Here is a 23,291-nt window from a genome sequence, read left to right on the forward strand (position 1 = left end):
GTTCCGGCTTGCTGATCGTAGTCTTGGATACTACCATACCAGTTATGGAGAAACGCATGGACAAACAGCTCCCCCGCCTCGCGCCGGACCGCCTGCCGGCGCTGGCCGCGCACCTGTCGCCCCTGCCCTGGGTCGAGCCGCGCATCGGCATCGTCCACCTGGGCCTGGGCAACTTCCATCGCGCCCACCAGGCCATGTACACCGAAGACGCCATGCTGGCCGCGGGCGGCGACTGGGGCATCTGCGGCGTATCGCTGCGGCGGCCGGACACCCGCGACGCGCTGGCGCCCCAAGGCGGGCTGTACAGCGTGTTGATACGCGATGCGGACGGCGAACGCGTACGGGTGGTGCGCGCACTGCGGCGGATGCTGGTGGCCACCCAGGAGCAGGACGCCGTCCTGGATGCCCTGCGCGACCCGCACGTCCGTATCGTGACCCTGACGGTGACGGAAAAAGGCTATTGCCTGGACCCGCGCACCGGCGGGCTGGATATCGCGCATCCGCTGGTCGCCCGCGACCTGCGCAACCCCGACCATCCGCAAAGCGTGCCGGGCTATCTGGTGGCCGGCCTGCGTGCGCGCCGCGACCATCCCTATACCGTCCTGTCCTGCGACAACCTGGCCCACAACGGCGCGGCCTTGCGCCGCGTGGTGCTGGACTATGCCCGCGCGCTGGACGCCAGCCTGGCGGACTGGATCGAACGCAGCGTTGCCTTCCCGTCCACCATGGTGGACCGCATCGTGCCGGCCACCACGGACGCCGACCGCGAGGCGGCCGCCGCGGCGCTGGGCTGCGTGGACGCCTGGCCGGTGCCCGCGGAAAGCTTCCGGCAATGGGTCATCGAAGACCGCTTTCCGGCCGGCCGGCCCGCCTGGGAACACGCTGGCGCGCTGCTGGTCGAGGACGTCACGCCTTACGAAACCGCCAAGCTGCGCATGTTGAACGGCATCCACTCGACGCTGGCCTACCTGGCGCTGCTCGCCGATATCGAAACGGTGGACCGGGCCGTCGCGCAGGCGGACCTGCATGCGCTGGTGCATCGCATGATGAGCGAGGACATCGCCCCCACGCTGACGGTGCCCGCCAGCTTCGATCGCGCGCGCTACCGCGACGATCTGCTGGCGCGCTTCGCCAACCCCACCCTGAAGCATCGCTGCATGCAGATCGCCATGGACGGCAGCCAGAAACTGCCCCCACGTCTGCTGGGTACGGCGGCGGACCGCCTGCGGGATGGCCACGCCGTGGATCGCCTGGCGCTCGGCATCGCGGCGTGGATGCGTTTCCTGTCGGGACGTTCGGAAAGCGGCGCGGCGCTGGAGTTGAACGATCCCATGGCGGACCGGCTGCGCGCGCTGGCGGCGCCGGGGGCGGAGGGCCTGGTCGACCGATTGCTGTCGGTCGCGGAGATCTTCCCGCCGGAACTGGCGGCGGACGCGCGCTTCGCGGCGGCGCTACGGCGCGCTTGCGATGCCCTGGCGCGCGACGGCGCGCTCACCACGGCGCGGCGCTACGCGGCCCTGTAGCGCGGACGCGGACCGGGCCGCTTCAAAGGAAACGATCGAGCAGCTTGCGGCTATGCTTGTCCAGCGCGCGCAGGTCGCCGATCAGGTAGTGAATGCCGTGGCTGTCGGCCACCAGCAAGGCGTGGCCGCTCAGGCGGCGTATGTCTTCCTCGCCGCGCAGCACGAAATCCGTGGCGCCGCGATCGGTCTGGACTTTCCAGGTGCATGGGGTCGCATACCCGGATACCGCGACGATGCGCTGGATGCGCGGCATGAACTCGCGCGCGCTCAGCGCTTCCTGCAACAGCGTGCGCATGCCGTGCGGCAGGTCGTCCACGCGATCTATCCACACCACTTCATGGCCGGCCGGATCGACCAGCGAACAGCCGCCTTCGGGCGCGGAAATCGGAAAGGCGCGCACCGGCACCACGCCGACGATGCTTCCCCCATCGGCGCCCAGGTATACCAGCCTGCCGTGGGCATCGCGGCGCAGCTGGAAATCAGGTCTCGGCGACGAGATCGTCATCGTCATCCTCCTCGCTGGAACGGGCCTCCGCATCGGCTTCGGCCTGGCGCGCCTGCGCCTGGTACAACGCGTGATAGGCACCGCCGGCGGCCATCAGCTGTTCGTGATTACCCTGTTCGACGATGCGGCCGCGGTCCAGCACCACCAGCCGATCGGCCTTGCGCAGCGTGCTGAGCCGGTGCGCGATCGCGATGGTCGTGCGGCCGCGCACCAGGTTGTCCAGCGCCTTCTGGATCTCTTTTTCCGTGGTGGTATCCACCGACGACGTGGCTTCGTCCAGGATCAGGATGCGCGGGTCTATCAGCAATGCCCGCGCGATGGAAATCCGCTGGCGCTCGCCGCCGGACAGGGCCTGGCCGCGCTCGCCCACCAGGGAATCGTAGCCGTGCGGCAGGCGCAGGATGAACTCGTGCGCGTGCGCGGCGCGCGCCGCCGCGACGATTTCCTCGCGCGTCGCTTCCGGCTTGCCGTAGGCGATGTTTTCCGCGATGGTGCCGAAGAACAGGAAAGGCTCCTGCAGCACCAGGCCGATGTTGCGGCGGTACTGCGCAATGCCCATCGTGCGGATATCGACGCCGTCCACCAGGACCGCGCCCTCGGTCACATCATAGAAACGGCAGATCAGGTTGATCAGCGTGCTCTTGCCCGAGCCGCTGTGACCGACCAGGCCGACCATGATGCCGGGTTCGATCGACAGGTTCAGGCCATGCATCACCGACCGGTTGCCATAGCGGAAACCGACGTCGCGCAACTCGATGCGGCCGCGCACGCGGTCCACCCGCACCGGATTGCGCGGTTCCGGCACGCTGGACACATGGTCCAGGATGTCGAAGATGCGCTTGGCGCCCGCCGCGGCCTTCTGGGTGGCCGACACGATGCGGCTCATGGAATCCAGGCGGGTGTAGAACCGGCCGATGTAGGCCAGGAAAGCCGCCAGCACCCCGACCGTGATCTCGTGCCGCGACACCTGCCAGATGCCGTACATCCACACGATCAGCAGGCCGATTTCGGTCAGCAGCGTCACCGTCGGCGAAAACAACGCCCACACGGTGTTGACGCGATCGTTCACGTCCAGGTTGCGCTGGTTGGCGTCGCGGAAGCGGCGCACCTCGCGCTTTTCCTGGGCGAAGGCCTTGACCACGCGTATGCCGGGAATGGTGTCCGCCAGCACGTTGGTGATTTCCGACCACACCCGGTCGACTTTCTCGAAGCCATGGCGCAGGTGGTCGCGCACCGCATGGATCATCCAGCCGATGAACGGCAGCGGTATCAGCGTGACCAGCGCGAGCCAGGGATTGATCGAGATCAGGATGACGGCGGTCATCACGATCATCAGCACGTCGGTGGCGAAGTCCAGCAGATGCAGGGACAGGAACACGCAGATGCGATCGGTTTCGCTGCCGATACGGGCGATCAGGTCGCCGGTGCGCTTGCCGCCGAAGTACGCCAGCGACAGGTGCTGCAGATGCTCGTAGGTGGTCGTGCGCAGGTCCGCGCCGATGCGTTCGCTGACCCAGGCCAGGATGTAGGTGCGCCCCCAGCCCAGGCCCCAGGCCAGCAGGGCCGATGCGAACAGCCCGGACAGGTACATCACCACGCGGTCGTCGTCGATGGGCGCGCCGTTCTGGAAGGGGATCAGCACCTCGTCCATCAAGGGCATGGTCAGGTAAGGCGGCACCAGCGTGGCCGCGGTGGCCAGCAGCGTCAGCATGAAACCGACGAACAGCGGCACCTGGTACGGCACGGCAAAGCGCCACAGCCGCAGCAGCGCCCAGGTCGATGGCGGTTCGGGCGTCGGCGGGTTGCAGACGGGGCAGATGTCCTGCTCTGCGGTAAGCGGTTCCAGGCAGGTGGCGCAGACCCGGTGATTCGCCTCGCCCGCGTCGCGCAGGCCGCGCAGCACGTCGAACTGCCGTGCGTAGGCGTCGCGCAGGCGCAGCGCCGCCGGATTGCGGCCCAGCGTGTAGCGCCAGACGGCCAGGCGCGCTTCGGGGCCCTGCAATTCCAGCATGCCGGCGCCGGCGTGGTCGGAAACCGTCATGCTTTCCGTTTCGTCATAGGACCAGCGCCGCCATTGCGGATCGCCCGGCTCGCGCGCGACGACGCTCCGGTCGGTCACGAAAACCATACCGGTGCGGAACTTAAGCGCCCCATCCAGGTCTAGCGCCAACCAGGCGAGCAAAGTCTCGCCCTCACCCAGCTGGGCGAGCATGTCGGCGTGCCAATCGGCGGGCAGGGCGGCTCCGTCCGGGACGAAGTCTAAAACGGGTTTCTTCATGGAAAACGTATTCACAGCCGCGGCGGAACCAGCAGGCCGGGACCCCGATTTCGGCGCGAAGCTGAAAACGTGTTCCTTCCTTGCAACACTATAGACGTCATGGATAGAATCCGCGTCGCCGCCCGCTCACCGATATTTCTATAATCGGCGGCATACACAGAGCATCCTGGCACTGACGAACCGCGCACCGTACACCTACACGGCATAACCCACCAACCGTACGAAGCCCAGGAATTTCTTCCGTTCGCCATCGGAATTTTCGGCAAATTAGAACATGAAAAAGAAAGACATTGAATTTCTCGATGTCGTGGCTTTGCGCGGCCCGAACATCTGGACGTACCGCCCCGTCCTGGAAGCCTGGGTCGACATCGGCGAACTGGAGGACTTCCCGTCCAACACCATCCCCGGTTTCTACGAGCGGTTGTCGACGTGGCTGCCCACGCTGATCGAGCACCGTTGCAGCCCGGGCGTGCGCGGCGGCTTCCTGCAGCGGCTGCGCGAAGGCACCTGGCCCGCGCACATCCTGGAACACGTCACGCTGGAACTGCAGAACCTGGCCGGCCTGCCCGGCGGCTTCGGCAAGGCGCGCGAAACCGCGACGCGCGGCGTCTACAAGGTGATCGTGCGGGCCTGGCAGGAAGACGTCACCCGCGCCGCGCTGGCCGAGGCGCGCGAGCTGGTCATGGCGGCCATGGAAGACCGCCCTTTCGACGTGGACGCCACCGTCGGACGCCTGCGGGACATGGTGGACCGCCATTGCCTGGGCCCCAGCACCGCCTGCATCGTCGATGCCGCGGACGACCGCGACATTCCCTGCATCCGCCTGTTCGAAGGCAACCTGGTACAGATGGGTTATGGCGCGAGACAGCGCCGCATCTGGACGGCCGAAACGGACCGCACCAGCGCCATCGCCGAAGGCATTTCACGCGACAAGGACCTGACCAAGCGCCTGCTGGCCGAATGCGGCGTGCCGGTCCCGGAAGGCCGCCTGGTGGAATCGCAGGAACAGGCCTGGGAGGCCGCGCAGGACATCGGCCTGCCGGTGGTGATCAAGCCTTATGACGGCAATCATGGCCGCGGCGTCTTCACCAACCTGAACAGCTATGAAGAGGTCAAGGCGGCCTACGCGGTGGCCGAGGACGAAGGCAACGGCGTCCTGGTCGAACGCTTCGTATCGGGCAACGAGCACCGCCTGCTGGTGGTGGGCGACCGCATGGTGGCGGCCGCGCGCGGCGAACCGGCCTGGATCGTCGGCGACGGCGTCCACACCGTCGAAGACCTGATCGAGCTGCAGATCAATACCGACCCGCGACGCGGCAGCGATGAAGACTGCCCGCTGAACAAGGTGCGGCTGGACTCGGCCGCCCGCCTGGAAATCGCCCGCCAGGGCCTGGCCGCCGACAGCGTGCCGCAGGCGGGACAGGAAGTGCTGATCCAGCGCAACGGCAACGTCGCCTTCGATGTCACCGACCTGGTGCACCCGGAAGTCGCGCACGCGGTCACGCTGGCCGCGCGCATCGTCGGCCTGGACGTGGCGGGCGTGGACCTGGTGGCCGAGGACATCTCGCGCCCGCTGGAAGAACAACGCGGCGCCATCGTCGAGGTCAATGCCGGTCCGGGGCTGCTGATGCACCTGAAACCGGCCGATGGCCAGCCGCGTCCCGTCGGCCGCGCCATCATCGATCATCTGTTCCCCGATGGCGAAGACGGCCGCATCCCGGTCGTCGGCGTGACCGGCACCAACGGCAAGACCGTGGTCGCGCGGCTGACCGCCCGCATGCTGCAGCTGGGCGGCAGCTACGTGGGCCTGGCCTGCAGCGAAGGCCTGTACTTCAACCAGCGCCAGGTTGAAAAAGGCGATCGCGGCGACTGGGCCACCGGCCGCCGGGTGCTGATGAACCGCTCGGTCGACGCCGCGGTGATCGAGAACGGCAGCAGCGTGATCCTGCGCCAGGGCCTGGCCTACGATCGCTGCCAGGTGGGCATCGTCACCAACCTCGATGGCGGCGACCATCTGGGCGAACACGACATCCGCGACCTGGACGGCATGTACAACGTCATGCGCACGCAAGTGGACGTGGTGCTGCCCACGGGCACCGCCGTCCTGAACGCCCGCGACGACCGCGTGGTCGAACTGGCCACGCTGTGCGATGGCGACGTGGTCTTCTTCGGCCTGGATCCGCGCCTGCCCGCCATTGCGTCGCATGTGGCGCTGGGCAAGCGCGCGGTCTACGTGCGCGACGGCCACGTGGTGCTGGCCGAAGGCAACAGCGAACAACGGGTCAGCGAATTGACGTCCATTCCGCTGACGGTGGGTGGACGCATCGACTTCCAGGTCGAAAACGTATTGGCGGCGGTCGGCGCGGCCTGGGCCCTGGGCGTGCCGGCGCACATCATCCGCGTCGCCATCGAAACCTTCGACATCGACCGCGGGGATGCGCCGTGGCAGTTCACGGCCGTCGAACGCAAGGATGCCACCGTGGTGGTGGACGGCGCCCACAACGCGTCCGCGCTGCGCGCCCTGATCGCCGCGGCCGAACGCTTCCCCGCCAGGCGGCGCCGTGTCGTCTACGGCGCCGGCAAGGATCGCCGCGACGAGGACCTGCTGGAGCAAGGGGCCATGCTGGGCAAGGCCTTCGATGAAATCGTGCTGTACGACGACGCCACCGTGCCGTCGAAGCGGCCGGCGGGCCAGGCCCGGGCGCTGTTGCGCGAAGGTGCATCGCAAGGCGGCGGGACCGCCGCCATCGTGGATCAGCCGGACCACGCCACCGCGATGCGCACGGTGCTGGACAGCGTGCTTCCCGGCGATCTCGTCATCCTGCAATGCGACGAAGGCAGCGCCGAGCCTTCCCTGAATTTGTTGCGCCACTGGATACAACAGCACTGAGGACATGGCGGCGCCGCCCCGGCGGGCCGACCGACAGGAACCCGCATGGAAGTTTCCCGCATACGCGCACTGCGCGGCCCCAATCTGTGGAGCCGCAATACCGCCATCGAGGCCATCGTCGCCTGCGACGACCAGGAATGTTCGATCGAGCGCCTGCCGTCGATGGAAGCCCGCCTGCGCGCGCGCTTTCCGCAATTGGGCCCACTCAGCCCCGAAGGCTACGCGGGGACCGTATCGATGGCGCACGTACTGGAACAGGTGGCGCTGCTGCTGCAGGCGCATGCCGGCTGCCCGGTCACCTTCAGCCGCACGTCCGCCACCGTCGAGCCGGGCGTGTTCCAGGTCGTCGTGGAATACAGCGAGGAAGAAGTCGGCCGGCTGGCCTTCGACCTGGCCGAGAAGCTGTGCCTCGCCGCGCGCGAGGACGCGCCCTTCGACCTGGCCGATGCCCTGCACCGCCTGCGCGAACTGGATGAAGACATCCGCCTGGGGCCCAGCACGGGCGCCATCGTCCACGCCGCCGTCGCGCGCGGCATCCCCTATCGCCGGCTGACACAAGGCAGCATGGTGCAGTTCGGCTGGGGCTCGCGGCAACGCCGTATCCAGGCCGCCGAAACCGACCGTACCAATGCGATTTCCGAATCCATCGCGCAGGACAAGGACCTGACCAAGATGCTGCTGGCGGCCGCCGGCGTGCCGGTGCCGCTGGGACGCACCGCATCCAGCGCCGATGACGCCTGGGCCGCCGCGCAGGAACTGGGCGGCCCGGTCGTCGTCAAGCCGCGCGACGGCAGCCAGGGCCGCGGCGTCGCCGTCAATATCGAAACCCGCGAACGCATCACGGCCGCGTACGCCGCGGCCGCGGAGATCAGCCGCGACGTCATCGTCGAACGCTACATCCCCGGCCATGACTTCCGCCTGCTGGTGGTGGGCGACACCCTGGTGGCCGCCGCGCGCCGCGATCCGCCGCAGGTATCCGGCGACGGCGTGCATACCGTGCGCGAGCTGATCGACCAGGTCAACCTGGACCCTTTGCGCGGTGACGGGCACGCGACATCCCTGACCAAGATACGCATCGACGACATCGCCATCGCCACGCTGGCCAAGCAAGGCTACGACGTGAATTCCGTGCCGCCCACCGGCGCGCGCGTGGTCCTGCGCAACAACGCCAACCTGAGCACCGGCGGTTCGGCCACCGACGTGACGGACGAAGTGCATCCCGAGCTGGCCGCGCGGGCGGTGACCGCGGCACGCATGATAGGCCTGGACCTGTGCGGTGTGGACGTGGTCGCGGAAACCATGCACCTGCCGATGGAGGATCAACGTGGCGCCATCGTCGAAATCAATGCCGCGCCCGGGCTGCGCATGCATCTGACGCCGTCCTTCGGCAAGGGACGCGCGGTGGGCGAAGCCATCATTTCGAACATGTACGCCGATGGCGAAGACGGGCGCATCCCCGTGGTCGCGGTCGCCGGCACCAACGGCAAGACGACGACGGTGCGCCTGACCGCACACCTGATCGGCCAGGACGGCACCCGCGTCGGCATGACGAATTCCGATGGCGTCTATATCGGGCCGCGCCGCATCGACACCGGCGACTGCAGCGGTCCGCGCAGCGCGCGCAGCGTGCTGGGGCATCCGGACGTCGATGCGGCGGTGCTGGAAACCGCGCGCGGCGGCATCCTGCGCGAAGGCCTGGCCTTCGATCGCTGCAACGTCGCCGTGGTCACCAACATCGGCATGGGCGACCACCTGGGCCTGGGCTACATCAGCACGGTCGAGGACCTGGCGGTGGTCAAGCGCGTCATCGTCCAGTACGTGCAGCCTTCGGGCTATGCGGTGCTGAACGCGGCCGACCCTATCGTCGCGGAAATGGCACCCAGCTGCCCAGGCGGGATCATCTATTTCGCGCTGGACGGCCATCATCCACGCATGACCACCCATCGTGCGCAGGGTGGCCGCGTCGTCTATCGCGACGGCGCACACCTGGTCGCGGCGCAGGACGGCAGGACGGAAAAAATCGCACTGGCCGATATTCCCTTGACGCGCGATGGCGCCATCGCCTTCCAGGTGGAAAACGCGATGGCCGCGATCGCCGCGGCCTGGGCACTGGAGACCCCGTGGGCGCAGATCCGCCAGGGCCTGCAGACCTTCATCAACGACGCCGCCACGGCGCCTGGCCGCTTCAACGTGTTCAACTACCGGGGCGCGACCATCATCGCGGACTATGGCCACAATCCCGATGCGATCGGGGCGCTGGTCCAGGCCGTGGAAGCCATGCCGGCGACGCGCCGGTCGGTGGTGATCAGCGGCGCCGGCGACCGCCGCGACGAAGACATCCGCCGCCAGACGGAAATCCTGGGCGAGGCCTTCGACGACGTGCTGCTGTACCAGGACCAATGCCAGCGCGGCCGCGCCGACGGGGAGGTCATCGCGCTGCTGCGCGAAGGCCTGCGCAACGCCAACCGGACCAGCTATTCGACCGAGATCAATGGCGAATTCGTCGCCATCGACGCGGCGCTGGAGCGGCTCCAGGCCGGGGATCTGTGCCTGATCCTGGTCGACCAGGTCGAGGAAGCACTGGCCCATATCGCCATGCGCGTGGCGGAGACCCGCGCCACCGGTTGACGCCGCCTGGCGGCATGTAACTCGGTGCCGTCAAAACAACGCCAAGGGTTGCGCATTTGTAACAGCGGTGCCCTGTTGCGGCGGATTCGCTGAGCAGCGCAATGCTGCTTACATTTGTCCACATCCCGGTTTGACCCTCCCCGTGGGCGCCACGTAGCGTACACATAACCCGAACGCCAGGGCACACCGTCCGGCATCGTGGCCACTGCCGGGACCGCCGTGCGATCCCGACGTTTTTCCGACTCGGGAGGCAATCATGCTGTATTACGCCGCTGTTTTCTTTGTCATCGCCATCATCGCCGCTGTGCTGGGCTTCGGTGGCATCGCCGCCGGCGCCGCCGGTATCGCCAAGATCCTCTTCATCGTGTTCCTGGTCCTGGCCCTGCTGTCCGTCCTGGGCGGCGTGTTCCGACGATAGTCGGGACGGGACCGCGTTTTCGCTGGCCACACCTCAGCTGAACCCACAAGGAGAACTCTAATGCGTACTCGTCAAATCATCCTCGCCGCCGTCCTCGGCCTGAGCACCGCCGCCCTGCCGGCCGCCTATGCGGCCGACAATATGAACAGCGACGGCAAGCCCAAGCAATCCGTGGGCGAATACGCGTCCGATACGGTCGTCACCACCAAGGTGAAGGCCGCCATCGTGGCCGACAAATCGCTCAGCGCCCTGGATATCGCGGTGGAAACCAACAACGGCGTGGTCACGCTCACCGGTACGGTGGCGACTTCCGCGCAGAGCGACCAGGCCACCCACGTGGCTCGTGGCGTGGAAGGCGTCAAGCAGGTCAAGAACAACCTGAAGGTCGACGCCTCGAAGAAGTAAGCCTCAGGGCAGCGTTATCGTCCCGCTGCCCAGTTCCAGCACCCGGCCGGACACGCGTATTTCCCGGCCGGGTGTGACTTCCAGCCCCAGGAAGCAGGGACGGCCGACGGCCTCGCCTTGCTCGACCCTTGCCCGCAGCGGCAAATCCCGGCCCGTCGCGATATACCAACCGCCCAGGTTGGCGCACGCGGAACCGGTGCCCGGATCCTCCACCACCCCGCCCCCCGGACTGAGAAACAGATAACGCGCGACCACGCGCTCGACGCCGTCCTCGTCGCGTCCGTCGAAGGCGAACAGGTACATGACCTTGCGCCCGGACTTGCCGGCTTCCCACTGCGCGAGCCGTGCGCCATCGGGCCGGGCGCGCCGCACGGCGTCGGCGGATTTCAACGGCACCACCAACTGGTGCGCGCCGGTGTCCACCCAGACGGGCGGGGCCAGCAGATCGTCTTCAAGCAAGCCGACATTGGCGGCGATCGCACCCGCGGGCTGTACCGGCGCGTTCGTCTGCGGCGTGCCGCCGCCTGGCGCCGCCAGAGTCCAGGTATCGCCGCTCGCTTCCACCGGCACCACGCCCGCCAGCGTTTCGAGCGTCAACGTGTCGCCCGTGCCCGCCAGGGCACGCACCACCTGCGACGTCCCCAGCGTGGGATGGCCGGCGAACGGCATCTCGTAGCCGGGCGTGAAGATGCGCATGCGCGCGCTGGCCGATGCCGACGGCAGGATGAAAGTCGTCTCCGACAGGTTGAACTGCACGGCCAGCGCCTGCATTTCATCGTCGCTCAGGCCGCGGCCATCTTCGAAGACGCATAAGGGATTGCCGCCGAAAGTGCTTTCGGCGAAGACATTCAGGATACGGAAGCGATAGGTTCTCATCCGCGTCATACTACGCCACGGCAGAGCAGCGTGCTACCAGGTGACGAAGAACAGCACCCAGGCATAGCAGAACGGCGCCAGGCCGGCCGCGAACACCAGCCATGCCGCCAGCCTGCGCGTCGGCGACGGCGTACGGCGCGCAATGACGCGCCAGGCCAGCCGCAGCGTCCACGCCACCGCCAGGCTCAGCAGGGCGAACCGTAGGGGATTTGCCCACAACGCCTTCACGCCCTCGTGCTTGAGCAGCGTGATGGTGGTGGCCGACAAGCCCAGGAAAACGCCGATGCCGGCGGCCGGGATCAGGGGCTGGGCCAGCTTGTGCAGCCCCGCGCCGCCCCAGCGCGTGCGGCCCGGCATCGCCGGCAGCAGGCGGTCGGCCAGCCACAGCGCGGCGTAGATCGCCCCGCCCACGACCACCGTGGTGGCCGCGATGAAGAACAGGATGCTGGCGCCGTCCAGCCAGGAGAAGCTGTCGTTGACGTCCGGGTAATGCGTCAGGATGAACCACGGCGCATTGTCCAGCAGCGGCCAGGTGATATCGCGTTCGATCAGCCAGGTGGCAGCGGCCTGCTTGAACGTCACGAACCAGGGGCTGGCGCTCCACAGGAAGGCGCCCATGGCGATGCCCATCATGCCGAATACCACCAGCGCAGTCTGCCAGACATCGCCGTCGGCCACGTCGACGATTTCCGCTTCGGGCGAACGCGGCGTCAGGGCGATGGCGCCACGGTAGCCGCTGCAACGTCCGCACATATGGCAATCGCCCGCGCCCTTCATGTGGCGCAGCGGCACCAGCGGCGCGCAATTGACGGACTGTATGCGTATGACGGGGTGCCGCCAGGCTTCCTCGTTCACCTTGAAATGCCAGGGCGAAAGCTTGGCCAGCAGGTTGAACACGCCGTTGACCGGGCACAGGTACTTGCACCATACCCGTTTGCTGCGTCCGTAGCGCCAGCCCACCACCATGGCCGCGGCGGTCGAGCCGCCCAGTACCGCCAGCACCGCCAACGGATACTGGTACACGCTGACCAGCTGGCCGTAGATGGTGGTCAGGGCGAAGGCCACGAAGGGCCAGCCGCCCCAGCGCATCCAGCGCGGGATGGCCAGGCCCTTGCCCCGCTCGCTGGCCCACTCGGTCAGCATGCCTTCCGGGCAGAACAGGCCGCACCAGGCGCGGCCCATGATGGGCATGGACACCAGGACGAACGGCCACCATATGCCCCAGAAGGCGAACTGCGCCACCACCGTCAGGTTGTTGAATACGGACGCGGTGTTGTCCGGCAGCGGCATGGCGGCCGGCACGATCAGCAGGAAGACATACAGCGCAACGATGCCCCACTGCAGCTTGCGCAGCAAAGGGGCATGGTCACGCAGGAAATCGGCCACGCGGGCGGTTGTCCGCGCCACTGCTACAGCCATCGGTATTACCTTTACAGATACTTCTTGGATGCCCGGGATTCCGGCGCGGCCCGCGAGCGGGACATCGCCATGCGAAAGACGGGCGCCATTATCGCGCGTTGGGGGCCGTGGTGCCGGACGCCGTGTTGGCGGCGCTGGCGCGGGGCGCCGCCGGGCGAACCCGGCTCAGCAGCGCCCACACGACGATCCAGTACGCCACCCACACCAGCACCGTCATCAGCGCGGGATAGGCGCGATAGCCCGCGAAGTCGGCCAGCACCTTGCCTATTCCACTGCTGTCGTCCAGCAGCCAGCTGCTATCCCAGATGGGATCCACCAACGGCGGCACGACGCCCAGCGAAATCAGGTGATCCAGTCCGCCCACCAGCAGCGAGCCGGCCAGCAACAGCAACAGGATTTCCGTCACCCGGAAGAAACGCCGCCAGGTGATCAGCTTGCCGCCCAGCTGCAGCAGCCAGAAGGTCAGCAGGGCCACGGCGAACCCCGCCAGGCCAGCCAGGCCCAGCAGCCAGCCGCTGGCGCCTCCCGCCCCGGCCGACACCGTGCCGTAGAGGAACACCACGGTTTCGCTGCCTTCGCGGGCGACGGCGATCATCACCAGGATCAACAAGCCCCACCAGTTGTCGCTGCGCACCGAATCGCGCGCGCCGCTTTCCAGCTCGCCCTTCAGCGTACGGCCGTGCTTTTTCATCCAGAAGACCATCTGCACGACCAGCGCGCAGGCGACCAGCGCCATGCCGGCCTGGAACCACTCCTGCCCGGTGTCGGACAGCCACGACGATACGCCCAGCAGCACCAGGGCCAGCGCCACGGCCAATCCCAGGCCGGCCGCTACGCCGCCCCACAGATAGGGCAAGCCGCGCCGGCCTTCCGGCGTGGCGCGCAACCACGTATAGAGGATGCCCACGACCAGCAGGGCTTCCACGGATTCGCGCCAAACGATAAATGAAACCTGTTCCATGACACCGCCGGGGCGCGCGCGCCCCGTTCAATCCTTGGGTTTAACGACCAGCGTGCCTTTGACGTCCTGGTGGAAATCGTCGAAGAACGGATATTCGCCGGGCCGCGAAATGGTGATCACGACGAAGGACTTGACGCCGGGCCCCAGTACTTTTTCCTTGCGCAGCGGAATGCTCTCGAATTCCACGGGCTCATTGCTTTCGTTGCTGAGCTCTATCTTGAAGCGGCCCGCGGGGACTTCCAGCCGCGCCGGCTCGAACGTGCCGTTCGGCTTGAACGTCAGCTGGAAAGTCGGCAGCTCGTCCGCGCCCGCGGGTCCCGCCGCGGAAAGCAGGACCAGCGCGAGCGCGGGCAGCCATGCGCGGGCAGGCGCCATCATCAATACCCGCCCTTCTTGCCGGTGCCGGCGAAGACGAACTCATAGTCCAGTTCGAAGGGCTCGAACCACGGACCGACGCCGGTTTCCTTGTCGATGTGGCGGCCGAAATGGCTGTGCGCGTCGGCGGTGGGCGGCGCGATGAGGAACTTGAGCTTGTACTTGCCGGGGCCTTCCAGCTTGACGTTGTCGCCGTAGTGCGGACCGTCGTTGGCGACCATGGGCATCAGCATGCCCTTCTGCACGTTATTGCTGCCGACCTTCTGCAGCTCGAACTTGACCGCCAGGTAAGGCATCCATTCGCCTTCCGGGAAACCGGTGGGATTGTTCGCCGTGGCGTGGATGTCGGCTTCCAGGTGGATGTCCGAGTCCTTGGCCGGACGCATGATGCCGGGAGGATCCATTTCGATGGGCTGCAGGTACACCGCGCCGATTTCCATGCCACCCTTTTCCGCGGGCTTGCCGATAGGATATTCGGCCGCATGGGCGACGCCGTAGAGCATCAGGCCGGCGGCCAGGACGAGGGCATGTTTGATCATCGAATTTTCCTTCCGGCGTACTCGCGCCGTCACGCAACCGTAAAGTTGAAAGGATAGGCAAAAGCAAGCATGAATGCAAACAAGAACTGTTTTCATGCTTACGTTCAACGGCTGGCGTGGCTCCGGCGCGGACGCGGGAGCGACGAGCTGCGGATAGGACCTGGATATGCCTGCGGGGTTCCCCCCGCAGGCTGGCGGAGGGTCCGGCCAGGCTACAGCCTGGCGGACGCCACCAGCCTACTTGCGGTTGCCCTGCGGGGCGCCGGGGAACGGGAACGTGGAGAACATGGACCGTGTCTGGTCCTGCATCTTGTCCTGCATCTGCACGAACAGGTTCTTGCTCTGCTCAATGTAGCTGTTCATCATGTTCTGCATCATTGGGGCCTGGCCGTTCATGAACTGGGCCCAGGCCTCCGGCCCGAACTGATTGCCGTAGAGCCCCTTGGACTGCTCGGCCATGCGCTCCTGGATTTCCATGAACGCCTGGATGTTCTTCTCCAGGTAAGAGCCCATGATGCCCTGCATGGCATGTCCGTAGAAACGGATGATCTGCGCCAGCATGTTCGACGAGAACATGGGCACGCCGCCGCCCTCTTCTTCCAGGATGATCTGCAGCAGGATGCTGCGGGTCAGGTCGTCGCCGCTCTTGGCATCGACGACCTGGAAGGACTCATTGGCAAGCACCAGCTGCTTGACGTCCGCCAGGGTGATGTACGTGCTGGTCTGCGTGTCGTACAAGCGGCGGTTCGGGTATTTCTTGATCAGGCGCGTACTGCCGCCTGCTTGGGCTTGCGTCATGGCTGTCCCCTGCTGGGTCGATCGTGTTGTACTTATGGTGAGAAATCGGTGGTTAAGGGATGCGGCTCAATGCATGTGCAGGCCGCCGTTCAACGAAAAGTCCGCGCCCGTGGCGAAGCCCGATTGATCGGACGCCAGCCACGAAACCATGGAAGCGATTTCCTCCGGCGTGCCCAGGCGCCGCACGGGTATGGTCGCGACGATTTTTTCCAGCACGTCGGGACGGATGGCGCGCACCATGTCCGTACCGATATAGCCCGGCGATACGGTATTGACGGTCACGCCCTTGCTGGCCACTTCCTGCGCGAGTGCCATGGTAAAGCCATGTATCCCGGCCTTGGCCGTGGAATAGTTGGTTTGTCCGAATTGGCCTTTCTGGCCGTTGACCGAGCTGATGTTGATGATACGGCCCCACTGCTTGTCCACCATCGGATCCAGCACCTGCTTGGTCACATTGAACAGGCTGTTCAGATTGGTGTCGATCACGGTGCGCCAGTCGTCCAGCGACATCTTGCGGAACAGGCCGTCGCGGGTGATCCCGGCGTTGTTGACCAGCACGTCCACGGTGCCGTAGTCGGCGCGTACCTTTTCAAAAGCCTGGACCGTGGAATCCCAGTCCGACACGTTGCCGACGGACGCATGGAAGGTATACCCCTGGGCCGCCTGTTCGTCCAGCCACTGCTGGTAGTTGCGGCTGGGGCCGCAGCCCGCGACGACGAGGAAGCCGTCCTTGGCAAGCCGCTGGCAGATCGAAGTGCCTATGCCGCCCATCCCGCCCGTCACATATGCCAGTTTTCCGCTCATCGCTGTTCTCCTTTGACTTTCATGTGGCCCTGACCTTCACGTAACGTCCCGGTGCGGGTTCGATAGGCGGGTATGTTGAACTGCCCGCGCGTGACGGCGCCTTGATCTTCCGGCCCGAGTGTCCCGCCAGCCATGCCGCCCAGTCGGGCCACCAGCTGCCGGGGTGTTCCTGCGCGCGCGCCAGCCAGGACGAAGGATCGCCAGGCAGCGCGCTGTGTCCGTTGCCATTCTTCCGGCTGCCCGCCTGGGCATCGGTCGTCCAGTAGCTGCGGCGTTGTTTCGCGGGCGGATTGATCACGCCCGCGATATGCCCGGAAGCGCCCAGGACGAAGCGCTGCGTGCCGCGCAGCAGTTGCGTGGACGCATAGGCGGACGTCCAGGGCACGATATGGTCTTCGCGCGACCCGAAGATATAGGCCGGCATGTCCAGCGTCGTCAGGTCCAGCGGAACCTCGCCCACGGCGCAGCGCCCCGGCACCTTCAGGTTGTTTTCGAGATAGGTATTGCGGAAGTACCAGGCAAAGAACGGCCCCGGCAGGTTGGTGCTGTCCGCGTTCCAGAACAACAGGTCGAAGGCCGGCGGCTTGCGCCCCTTCAGATAGTTGTCGACGACGTAGTTCCACACCAGTTCGTTGGGCCGCAGGAAGGCAAAGGTCGTGGCCAGCTCGCGGCCGGACATCAGGCCGCCGCCGCCCAGCTGGCGTTCGCGCAGCAGGGCATGGGTTTCGTCCACGAACACGTTCAGCACGCCGGTATCGCGAAAGTCCAGCAGGGCCGTCAACAAGGTCAGGGCCGCGACGGGCCGTTCGCCGCGCGCGTGGGCCAGCGCCAGCGCCGACGCCAGCAGCGTCCCGCCGACGCAGAAACCCAGGGCGTTGACCTGCGGCTGGCCGGTGATCTCGCCGGCCACGCGCAAGGCGGGCAGGACGGCGTTTTCCAGATAGTCGGCCCACTGCGCGCGGTCGACGCCATCGTCGTCCGCCGGCACGGGATTGCGCCACGACATCATGAAAACCGTGTATCCGGCGTCCACTGCGTGCCGCACGAAGGAATTGGCGGGTTGCAGGTCCAGGATATAGAACTTGTTGATGTTGGGCGGCACGATGACCAGCGGCCGCTCATGCACCACAGGCGTGGACGGCGTGTACTGGATCAGCTGGAACAGCGCGTTCTCGAATACCACCTGCCCCGGCGTCACCGCCACGTTGACGCCGATCTCGAACTGGCTTTCGTCGGTCTGCGTGATGCGGCCCTTGCGCACATCGTCCAGCAGGTTGGACAAGCCCGCGTCCAGCGCCTTGCCGGCCGAGGCGACGATGGATTCCTGCGCGTCGGGATTCAAGGCCAGGAAGTTCGACGGCGCGATGGCGTCGAGCCATTGCATGATGGAAAAGCGCAGGCGGTCGCGCAGCGGCTCGCTGACGCCGGCCGCATCCACCATGCGCTGCATGGCGCGAGCCGACAGCAGGTAGGCGTGCGCCATGGCCAGATGATGGGGACTGCGGCGCCAGGCCTCGCTGGCGAAACGCTTGTCGGTCGGCGGTTCCAGGCGCCCGGCGCGGGCATCGTCGGCCAGACGCTGCCAGTCACGGGAGAAGTCCGCCTGGATCTGCGCCAGGACGTCTGGCGCGACCCCCACCGGGACGGGCCATGCTGCGGATGGATGGGCAGTCACCTCGACACCTTGTTATGGACGCTTTTCAAAAGGATGGTGCATTGCGGTGCAGATAGTGTCAATGCGGGTATTCGAAGGGGCGTGCCGACAGCCAGGCCAGCAGGGCCATGCGGCCGGTCTCGCCATCGCGCCGATAGGAAAAGAATCGCCGCGCATCCGACACCGTGCACAGGCCGCTGCGATGCACGTGCGCCACGCCGGCGCGGCGCAGCCGCAATTCGGCCAGGGCCGGCAGGTCGGCGAGCCATTTGCCGGGCACTCCCGGACGCGGTGTGAACAGCGCCGCCGCCTCGCCGCGCGCGCCGCCATCGGCGGGCGCGAACGCGTCGAGCACGTCGGCGCCGACCTCGAAGGCCGCAGGCCCTATGCCGGGGCCTATCCAGGCCTGCCAGGCCGAGGCCGCGGGACATTTACGGCGCAGCGCGTCCAGGGTGTTTTCCAGCACGCCGCCCGCCAGGCCGCGCCAGCCGGCATGGGCGGCTCCCAGGGCACGCCCGCCCGTGTCGGCGATGAGCACCGGCAGGCAGTCGGCCACCATGATGGCCAGCGGACGGTCGACCGCGATGGTGACGGCGGCATCGGCGGCCGGCTCGCCTTCGGCGGCGTCCTCTTCCGAGCCGTCGGCGTCGACCACGCGCGTGCCGTGCACCTGCCGCAGCCAGAGGGGATCGGCGGGCAGCATGGCCCGCACCCTGCGCCGGTTTTCCGCCACGGCCTCCGGACGGTCGCCGGCGCGCAGGCCCAGGTTCAGCGTGTCGTGCGGCGCGGTCCCGACGCCGCCCTCGCGCGTAGTGCAGAAATAGTGGACGCCCGTCCATCGCGGGCCGGTCACGACCGGCAGGCTGGCGGCGTCCCGTGGCAGGGAAGTCGGCTGCGCAGACTGCCCGGGAGATGATGCGCGTGAGTCCACTCTATTCCTCGCTATCGGTCCAGGCGATGGCCTGGCAGGTGCTTGCCATGTCAGGGGGCGGCGGAGCCTCGAACGACCGTTCGCCTCCGCCGGCGGGATCGTCGAAGCGCAAGGCGCGCGCATGCAGCATCTGGCGGGTCGCCCCGGCAATGGCCTTGCCGCCGTACAAGGTATCGCCCAGCAGCGGATGCCCCAGGCTGGCCAGGTGCACCCGGATCTGGTGCGTCCGGCCGGTTTCCAGCCGGCAGGTCACCTGCGATACCCGAACGCCGTCGGCCAGGCCGTTGGCTTCCGGGCTGTAGTGGGTGACGGCATGCTTGGCCGCGATGGGGCGTTCCACGCTCATCCGCACGGGTACCCGCGGATCGCGGCCCACGGGGCGGTCCACCGTCCCGGGCCCCAGGACCCAGCCATGCGCCAGGGCGACGTATGCGCGGCCCATGGAGCGGGCCTGCAGCTGCCGTACCAGGTGAGTCTGCGCCTGTTCGGTACGCGCCACCACCAGCAGGCCCGAGGTGTCCTTGTCCAGGCGGTGCACGATGCCGGCGCGCGCCACCCCGCGCAGCTCGGGGTAGCGGAACAGCAGGCCGTTGAGCAGGGTGCCGGTCCAGTTGCCCGCGCCGGGGTGGGTGACCAGCCCGGCGGGCTTGTCCACCACGATCCAGGCCGGGCTGTCCGCCACGACGCGGAATTCCACGGGTTCGGGCTCGAAAGCCAGGGCGTCGGGCGCCGGTTGCTCCCAGACGGCGATCAGGTCGCCCGGCCCCACGGCCTGGCGCACCTTGGCCGGCGCGCCGTTCACCTGCACGTAGCCCGCCTCTATCCAGCCCTGCAGGCGGCTGCGGGAATGCCCCGCCAGCAGGCCCGACAACACCTTGTCCAGCCGGTCCGCCTGGACGGTTTCCGGGACGCGCAGGATCTGCGGTTCGTCATCGGAGGGAAGATCCGCGCTGGCGGCTAACTCGGACATGGAGACAAATCATATAATCGATGCAGCCAGCCATGCTAACACCAAGGAAATGACCGTCGTGACATCCCGCGTCCCCGCCCTCCCGTTTTCCGCTTCCCGCCTCGGGTCGGTCGCGCGCCTGTGCATGGCGCTTGTGTTTACCGCCCTGCTGGCGGCGTGCGCCACCAACGGCACCAAGTACGACAAGACCGCCAACTGGAGCGCCGAACAGCTCTACAACGACGCCAAGCAGGAAATGGACGCCGGCAACTGGAAAGATGCCCGCGAACGCCTGACGGCCGTCGAAAGCCGCTACCCCTTCGGCGTCTATGCGCAGCAGGCGCTGATGAACCTGGCGTACGTCAACTGGAAGGATGGCGACAACGATCAGGCCCTGGCCGCGATCGACCGCTTCCAGCAGCTGTATCCCAACCATCCCGGCACGGACTACGTGCTGTACCTGAAGGGGCTGATCAACTTCACGCCGGCCAGCGCCTTCATGACGAACATCACCGGCCAGGATCCCAGCGAGCGCGACCCCAAGGGTCTGCGCGCCTCGTATGACGCCTTCAACGAGCTGATCAAGCGCTATCCCGACAGCAAGTACACGCCGGACGCCCGCCTGCGCGTGGTGTGGCTGGTGAACGCCATCGCCATGAACGAAGTCCACGTGGCGCGCTACTACTACGAACGCGGCGCCTACGTGGCGGCCGCCAATCGCGCACAGATGGTGATTACGGACTTCCAGGGCGCATCGGGGTCGGAAGAAGCGCTGTACATCCTGTACAAGTCCTATGAGCAGTTGAAGATGCCTCAGCTCGAAGCCGACGCCCGGCGCGTGCTGAACACCAACTTCCCCAACAGCAAGTACCCGGCTCAGGGGTTCAAGCAGGACAAGAACTGGTGGGATCCCTGGGGCTGGTTCTAAGGCTCAAGGCTCACGAAAACGCCCGCCAACTGGCGGGCGTTTTGCTTATGCGGCGTCCACAGGCGCGGCGCCCGCCTTGGGCGACGCGCCTTCGTGCGACTTGCGTTCCAGGAAAGCCACCGCCTCGGCCAGTTCGCGCGTGCGGGAAAACGGCGGCAGCCCGCGCCACAGCCGCTTGCCATAGCCCTTTTCCACCAGGCGCACGTCACCCACCATCAGCACGCCCCAATCCGCCATGGTGCGGATCAGGCGGCCGGCGCCCTGCTTGAGCGCGATCGCCGCTTCGGGCAACTGGTATTCGGCGAAGGGGTTCCCCCCGCGCGCGCGACACTCGCGCAGCCGGGCCTCGATGACCGGATCGTCCGGCGGGGCGAACGGCAGCTTGTCGATCGCCACCAGGGTCAGCACGTCGCCGGGCAGGTCGATGCCTTCCCAGAAGCTGGCGCTGCCGACCAACACGGGATGCGTCAGCGTACGGAAGCGTTCCAGCAGGTCGCGCCGCGTGCCCTCGCCTTGACGCAGCAGCGGCCATTCCACGCCGTCGTCGTCGAAGGCGTCGGCCAGCAGATTGGCGAAGCGATCCACCGCGCGCAGCGTCGTGCACAGCACCAGCGCACCGCCGGGACTGGCGTGCAGCAGAGGCATCAGCGTGGCGACGAAGCGTTCGGCAAAGCCCGGCGCCTGCGGTTCCGGCAGGTCCTTCGGGACGAACAACAGGCCTTGCGCGCCGTAGTCGAACGGCGATTCCCAATGGCCGGTGGCCGCGTCGTCCAGGCCCAGCTGGCGCGTGAAATGGCCGAAGTCGCCATGCACCGACAGCGTCGCGGAGGTCAGCACCCAAGCCTGGCCAGGTTTGCGGTATTTGGAAAATGCCTGGGCCACCGACAAGGGGGCCGCGTGCAGGCGCACGTGGTGCGTGCCGTGTTCGACCCAGCGCACGGCGGGTCCGGTCCAGTCGACCAGCGGTGGCGTGACGCCCGGGGACGTCGCGCCGAACCGCGCGGCCGCCGCCGTCGTGTCCGCCGTTGGCGGGGTGCCGGTCGCGCCCTGCGCCGCGTGCGCGGTGTTGTCCAGGGCGGACACGCCAGCCGCCATCGCCGCCGACCAGGCAGCGATGATGGTTTCATCGCTTTCCGCGCTATCTGGTGCGCTGTCGGGTGCGCCGCCGCTGCGCGAGCCGGCCGCGACGTCCACCGGCTGCCCGGGCGCGTCGGGCCGCGATGGCGGTGCCCAGCGCTTGAGCCGCAACAGGATTTCCGCGCCTTGCCGCGCCGCCGCCGCCAGGTCCGGATGCTTTTCCGCCACCTGGGTCAGCCCGCGCGTCACCGCGTGCACGGCCGCGTCGAGATTGCGCAGCGCCTCGTGGAAACCATCCGCGTCCGGCACGGCTTCGAAATTGGCCTTGCGACCGGGCATGTGTTCGATGGCGCCGCATGACAGGCGCAGTTCGCGCGCCGCATGCTCCAGCTTGCGCGACGCCTCGCCCCAGTTCATGGCTTCGCGCGCATAGGCCAGGCCGGCGGCTTCGGCGGTTCGGCCAAAGTCCAGCAACTGGTGGGTGGACAGGCTGCTGCCCAGGAAGCGCGTGGCGGTGTCCGGCAACTGATGGGCTTCGTCGAAGATGACCGTATCGGCCTCCGGCAGCAGGTCGGTAACGCCTTCTTCGCGCAGCACCAGGTCGGCCATGAACAGCGCATGGTTGATCACCACCACGTCGGCTTCCTGGGCCTGGCGGCGCGCCTTGACCACGAAGCAATCGCGGATGCGCGGGCATTCCTGGCCCAGGCAGTTTTCGCGGGTGGATGTCGCGCGCTGCCAGATATCGGCATCTTCCGGCACCTGGGCCAGGTCCGCGCGGTCGCCGGTCTTGGTATGCGCGGCGAAGCGCTGGATATGCCGCAGCTGGCTGATTTCCGCACGCGATTTCAACGCCCGGTCATCGCCCGACAGCCGATCCAGGTGATAGTGGCACAGGTAGTTGCCGCGCCCCTTGAGCAACGCCGCCGTGACGGGCACCGCCAGCGCGGCGCGCACCCGGGGCAGGTCGCGGTTGAACAGCTGGTCCTGCAGGGTGCGCGTGCCCGTGGAAATCAGGACCTTGCCGCCATTCAGGAATGCCGGCACCAGATAGGCCCAGGTCTTGCCGATCCCGGTACCGGCTTCCGCCACCAGGGTGGACCGGTGCGTAATGGCCTGCTCGATGGCCTGCGCCAGCTCTACCTGGGAGGCGCGCAGGCGATAGCCGGGCGACGCTTTCGCAAGCGGGCCGTCTTCGGCGAAATACTCGGCAAGCTCCGGATGCAGCATGGAAAAACAAAGTGGCGAAACAGCCTGGAATCATACCGTCCGCGGGCCGTCCCGCCATTAAAGGGGGACAAAATCATCCAGGGCGCATTTTTTCACCGCCGCC

General features: G+C 67.2%; 19 protein-coding genes. 6 read left to right on the forward strand and 13 right to left on the reverse strand.

The window, feature by feature from the left end; genetic code table 11:
- Window positions 1–56 precede the first annotated feature (56 nt).
- The gene (locus CAL12_RS19100; RefSeq protein WP_086066077.1) at window positions 57–1,523 is read left to right on the forward strand and encodes a mannitol dehydrogenase family protein; all 1,467 of its coding nucleotides are present in this window, start codon (window positions 57–59) and stop codon (window positions 1,521–1,523) included.
- A 22-nt stretch (window positions 1,524–1,545) separates the two neighbouring features.
- Here CAL12_RS19100 and CAL12_RS19105 read toward each other — a convergent pair whose 3' ends face one another.
- Together CAL12_RS19105 and CAL12_RS19110 are read right to left on the reverse strand one after the other, a co-directional pair.
- Window positions 1,546–2,028, reverse strand: a complete 483-nt coding sequence (locus CAL12_RS19105) for a cyanophycin metabolism-associated DUF1854 family protein (protein ID WP_086066078.1) — start codon at window positions 2,026–2,028, stop codon at window positions 1,546–1,548.
- Complete coding sequence (locus CAL12_RS19110) at window positions 2,003–4,306, reverse strand: cyanophycin metabolism-associated ABC transporter (RefSeq protein ID WP_086066079.1); 2,304 nt, start codon at window positions 4,304–4,306, stop codon at window positions 2,003–2,005. The genes CAL12_RS19105 and CAL12_RS19110 overlap by 26 nt, the downstream gene beginning before the upstream one ends.
- 274 nt (window positions 4,307–4,580) lie before the next feature.
- On the opposite strand from CAL12_RS19110, the gene cphA (CAL12_RS19115) reads away from it, so the two are divergent.
- From cphA (CAL12_RS19115) to CAL12_RS19130, 4 genes are all read left to right on the forward strand, one after another.
- Window positions 4,581–7,196, forward strand: coding sequence for a cyanophycin synthetase (gene cphA, locus CAL12_RS19115; protein ID WP_086066080.1), 2,616 nt, complete (start codon window positions 4,581–4,583; stop codon window positions 7,194–7,196).
- A gap of 45 nt (window positions 7,197–7,241) precedes the next feature.
- Window positions 7,242–9,824, forward strand: a complete 2,583-nt coding sequence (cphA, locus tag CAL12_RS19120) for a cyanophycin synthetase (protein WP_086066081.1) — start codon at window positions 7,242–7,244, stop codon at window positions 9,822–9,824.
- Window positions 9,825–10,080: 256 nt separating this feature from the next.
- Complete coding sequence (locus tag CAL12_RS19125) at window positions 10,081–10,242, forward strand: DUF1328 domain-containing protein (RefSeq protein ID WP_066353213.1); 162 nt, start codon at window positions 10,081–10,083, stop codon at window positions 10,240–10,242.
- Window positions 10,243–10,302: 60 nt separating this feature from the next.
- Window positions 10,303–10,647: a BON domain-containing protein gene (locus tag CAL12_RS19130; RefSeq protein WP_086066082.1), complete on the forward strand. Its 345-nt coding sequence runs from the start codon at window positions 10,303–10,305 to the stop codon at window positions 10,645–10,647.
- 3 nt (window positions 10,648–10,650) lie between these two features.
- Here the strand turns inward: CAL12_RS19130 and CAL12_RS19135 are convergent, their stop codons facing one another.
- The 10 genes from CAL12_RS19135 to CAL12_RS19180 all read right to left on the reverse strand — a co-directional run bounded on the left by CAL12_RS19135 (window position 10,651) and on the right by CAL12_RS19180 (window position 19,974).
- Window positions 10,651–11,523 (reverse strand): PhzF family phenazine biosynthesis protein, encoded by an 873-nt coding sequence (locus tag CAL12_RS19135; RefSeq protein ID WP_086067984.1) that lies wholly within the window; start codon window positions 11,521–11,523, stop codon window positions 10,651–10,653.
- 33 nt (window positions 11,524–11,556) lie between these two features.
- Complete coding sequence (locus tag CAL12_RS19140; RefSeq protein ID WP_086066083.1) at window positions 11,557–12,942, reverse strand: 4Fe-4S binding protein; 1,386 nt, start codon at window positions 12,940–12,942, stop codon at window positions 11,557–11,559.
- Window positions 12,943–13,030: 88 nt separating this feature from the next.
- The gene (locus tag CAL12_RS19145) at window positions 13,031–13,903 is read right to left on the reverse strand and encodes an FTR1 family iron permease (RefSeq protein WP_086066084.1); all 873 of its coding nucleotides are present in this window, start codon (window positions 13,901–13,903) and stop codon (window positions 13,031–13,033) included.
- 27 nt (window positions 13,904–13,930) lie between these two features.
- The gene (locus CAL12_RS19150) at window positions 13,931–14,281 is read right to left on the reverse strand and encodes a cupredoxin domain-containing protein (protein ID WP_086066085.1); all 351 of its coding nucleotides are present in this window, start codon (window positions 14,279–14,281) and stop codon (window positions 13,931–13,933) included.
- Complete coding sequence (locus CAL12_RS19155; protein WP_086066086.1) at window positions 14,281–14,817, reverse strand: iron transporter; 537 nt, start codon at window positions 14,815–14,817, stop codon at window positions 14,281–14,283. Before CAL12_RS19155 ends, CAL12_RS19150 begins: the two co-directional genes overlap by 1 nt.
- A gap of 237 nt (window positions 14,818–15,054) precedes the next feature.
- Window positions 15,055–15,615 carry a polyhydroxyalkanoate synthesis repressor PhaR gene (gene phaR, locus CAL12_RS19160; RefSeq protein ID WP_086066087.1) on the reverse strand — a complete coding sequence of 187 codons (561 nt, stop codon included), beginning with the start codon at window positions 15,613–15,615 and terminating at the stop codon, window positions 15,055–15,057.
- A 66-nt stretch (window positions 15,616–15,681) separates the two neighbouring features.
- On the reverse strand, window positions 15,682–16,419 hold the full coding sequence (gene phbB, locus CAL12_RS19165) for an acetoacetyl-CoA reductase (RefSeq protein ID WP_086066088.1): 738 nt from the start codon (window positions 16,417–16,419) through the stop codon (window positions 15,682–15,684).
- 19 nt (window positions 16,420–16,438) lie between these two features.
- Window positions 16,439–18,094, reverse strand: coding sequence for a class I poly(R)-hydroxyalkanoic acid synthase (phaC, locus tag CAL12_RS19170; RefSeq protein ID WP_086066089.1), 1,656 nt, complete (start codon window positions 18,092–18,094; stop codon window positions 16,439–16,441).
- A 58-nt stretch (window positions 18,095–18,152) separates the two neighbouring features.
- Window positions 18,153–18,956, reverse strand: coding sequence for a peptidoglycan editing factor PgeF (gene pgeF, locus CAL12_RS19175; protein WP_232464929.1), 804 nt, complete (start codon window positions 18,954–18,956; stop codon window positions 18,153–18,155).
- A 49-nt stretch (window positions 18,957–19,005) separates the two neighbouring features.
- Window positions 19,006–19,974, reverse strand: a complete 969-nt coding sequence (locus tag CAL12_RS19180; RefSeq protein ID WP_086066091.1) for an RluA family pseudouridine synthase — start codon at window positions 19,972–19,974, stop codon at window positions 19,006–19,008.
- Window positions 19,975–20,098: 124 nt separating this feature from the next.
- Between CAL12_RS19180 and CAL12_RS19185 the strand changes: the two genes are divergently transcribed.
- Window positions 20,099–20,881 (forward strand): outer membrane protein assembly factor BamD, encoded by a 783-nt coding sequence (locus tag CAL12_RS19185; RefSeq protein WP_086067985.1) that lies wholly within the window; start codon window positions 20,099–20,101, stop codon window positions 20,879–20,881.
- Between the two features lie 45 nt (window positions 20,882–20,926).
- On the opposite strand, the gene CAL12_RS19190 is transcribed toward CAL12_RS19185, so the two are convergent.
- Window positions 20,927–23,188 carry an ATP-dependent DNA helicase gene (locus CAL12_RS19190; protein ID WP_086066092.1) on the reverse strand — a complete coding sequence of 754 codons (2,262 nt, stop codon included), beginning with the start codon at window positions 23,186–23,188 and terminating at the stop codon, window positions 20,927–20,929.
- Window positions 23,189–23,291: the final 103 nt, after the last annotated feature.

This window comes from Bordetella genomosp. 8, from assembly GCF_002119685.1.
In the GTDB taxonomy this organism is placed as follows: Bacteria; Pseudomonadota; Gammaproteobacteria; order Burkholderiales; family Burkholderiaceae_B; genus Bordetella_C.